General features: G+C 63.1%; 4 protein-coding genes. 3 read left to right on the top strand and 1 reads right to left on the bottom strand.

Features of this window, described 5'->3' with window-relative positions:
* Positions 1 to 307, top strand: a 307-nt coding sequence (locus AC5JLB_RS00505; RefSeq protein ID WP_495871900.1) for a hypothetical protein, incomplete at its 5' end; no start/stop codon positions are given.
* A 306-nt stretch (positions 308 to 613) separates the two neighbouring features.
* Here AC5JLB_RS00505 and AC5JLB_RS00510 read toward each other — a convergent pair.
* The gene (locus AC5JLB_RS00510; protein ID WP_495871901.1) at positions 614 to 1,177 is read right to left on the bottom strand and encodes a hypothetical protein; all 564 of its coding nucleotides are present in this window, start codon (positions 1,175 to 1,177) and stop codon (positions 614 to 616) included.
* 139 nt (positions 1,178 to 1,316) lie between these two features.
* On the opposite strand from AC5JLB_RS00510, the gene AC5JLB_RS00515 reads away from it, so the two are divergent.
* Both AC5JLB_RS00515 and AC5JLB_RS00520 read left to right on the top strand, forming a co-directional pair.
* A complete protein-coding gene (locus tag AC5JLB_RS00515) occupies positions 1,317 to 1,508 on the top strand; it encodes a hypothetical protein (protein ID WP_495871902.1) in 192 nt (63 codons plus the stop codon).
* Between the two features lie 136 nt (positions 1,509 to 1,644).
* Positions 1,645 to 2,187 (top strand): ATP-binding protein (locus AC5JLB_RS00520; RefSeq protein ID WP_495871903.1); only part of this gene is annotated, 543 nt, incomplete at its 3' end.

Consider the following 2,187-nt stretch of genomic DNA (forward strand, 5'->3'; position numbering starts at 1 on the left):
GTCGATCTTGGCCAAGGAGTACCGCGAGATGCGAATCCACGGGGGCGCTTCACGACAGGCGGCGTTCGAATCCGCAATCGGCAAGCTCGGGGTCTCTTTGGACTTCTCAGGAGGGGAGACCACTCTCACGAACAAGGGGTACAACGTCCTTTATGGAGGACGGCAGCGGCAGCTCGACCAGCACCTGAGGAAAGGTGGAGGCCGCGATCCGCGCTATGTCATGCGGGTCTACTTCTTCTGGGATGACGACCAACAAATGGCAGTGGTGGGCTGGCTGCCGGGGCACCTGGACAACACGTTGACGTGACCTGCGAGCCCCGACGAAACACGCTTCCTCGTTCGGCCGCATCCGGGCGGGACCGGAATCGAGTTGCGCAAGAAGTAGAGCGCTTCGCGATTGGGAGTGCGTCGAGCTGCTGCAGCGGTTCACGCCGTCAACGAAGACACCAATGACAGCGGTTGCGCAGGGCGAGAGCGTCGATGCCTGACTGCAAACGAGTTGACTCCTCCGCGAGGCATCAGCCGGCGTTCGGCCGGCGCCGCCCGACCATGCAAAGCAGTTCTAGCAGCACGAACGAAGTCATTGCCACACCGACGCGGGTCACGGGAATGCTCAACCGGCGGCCTTGAGTGGGACGGCCAGCAGCGCGCCGAGAATCGCCGCAGGCACGATGGAGAGGATGAGCAGCATCCGAAGATGCCGAATCCGGTCCGCTTTGTCTTCCAAGGGTACGTCTGCTTCTCTGCAAATGGCTCGCACGCGCTCGCTCACAAGGGCGCGACACGCGCAGTACGCCAGCACGGCCGCGAGCACCAACCACAGAGCGCCCACCTCCAGACCGGTCGGCCCAAGCAGTGCATTCGCAAAGCCGAAGGCGGGCGCGAGGGCGGCGACGCGCGCCTGCTTGCTGATCGGACCGTTTAGCAGATCCGATGACATCCTGGCTTGATCGTCTCGGCTGACGGCAGGTTGTGGGGCGTCGCCCGCGTCTATGCCGCGTTCAGCGAGGATCTGACGCAGTGCAACCTGCGCCTCGGCGGTTAAGGTTTGAGCACGGGCAGACAAAGCGGTCAGCGATTCCTCGTCTTCATCGCGGTAGCGCTCGATGAAGTACTGGTGGCGATGCGGATCGAAATCGTCCGCCTCCTCAACTCGACCAAGACGGCCAACTGTCATCTTCGTTCCCTCCAGGAGCAACCAAGTATCTTCGTCACGCAGTGATTCCAGCAATCGCCCAGTTGGAGTCGGTCTGCGCGCACGTCCGCTCGGTCCCGTACTCTGCCTGGCAATCCTCCAAGAAGCGAGTCCCTTGCGGATGGCTCAGCCAGAGCACGGCGTGCTTGGCGCCCTCGCAACCGTCGCAAGACGGCAGGGTGAAAGGGGTAGGCGGGTCTTTCGAGCAGGATGCCCCAACGGCGACATGCCAGATCCACGTGTGCGCGGTAGTCGCAGAGCACCGGACGGGCCCCAGTTGCAGGCTCACTTGCTGAGCCAGCGGGGCTTCTAGCATTGGCGAGCGTCCCACGATCAACAGCTCAGCCATCTCCGAGCCAAGGTGTGGCACTCGGAACGCTAGCGCTTCCACCACTCATTCGCACAATGGTATTGTGCGAAACGAATAGAAAGACTACGGAGGGAATGACTTGACCTACCAGTTGCGCCGCATGGTGCTCGTGAACGCGGGGACCAACGTGAACAAGCCGTCAGGGCGAATCACGGAGATTGACCCGAGAGGCGGAGCAGCAGTGATTGGCGCCAACGGCGTGGGCAAGACCTCGACCCTGCGCCTGATCCCGCTGTTCTTCGGTCACTCCCCCAGCCAACTCGTCTCTCACGCGCCGGGCATGGAAGGAGTGAAGTTCATCCTGCCGACGATGACCAGCGCGATCTGTTTCGAATACCAGCGGGGCAGCGACGCCCCGCACGACTTGCGATTGGCCGTGATGCGCCGTCGCGCGGACGGCACCGACGCGCCCGAGTACCGCATCTTCCCCTGCGGCTTCCGCGCGGACCTGTTCCTGCAGTCGAGCGCCGACGGTGAGATGTTCGTCCCCGACGAGGTCACCCATGACCTGGCGCTGAAACTGGGGGTGCGGCCCACCAGCAAGATGACGACCGCTGAATACCGCACGGTCATCCTGGGTGCGCGTGCCCTCGGCAAAGATCACAAGCGGCTGGGAGGCTAC

The organism is Myxacorys chilensis (assembly GCF_059505265.1).

Bases quoted from the DNA above. Each gene is read 5' to 3' on its own strand.
- AC5JLB_RS00510 (WP_495871901.1), bottom strand. From the start codon at position 1,177: ATGACAGTTGGCCGTCTTGGTCGAGTTGAGGAGGCGGACGATTTCGAT.
- AC5JLB_RS00515 (WP_495871902.1), top strand. From the start codon at position 1,317: ATGGCTCAGCCAGAGCACGGCGTGCTTGGCGCCCTCGCAACCGTCGCA.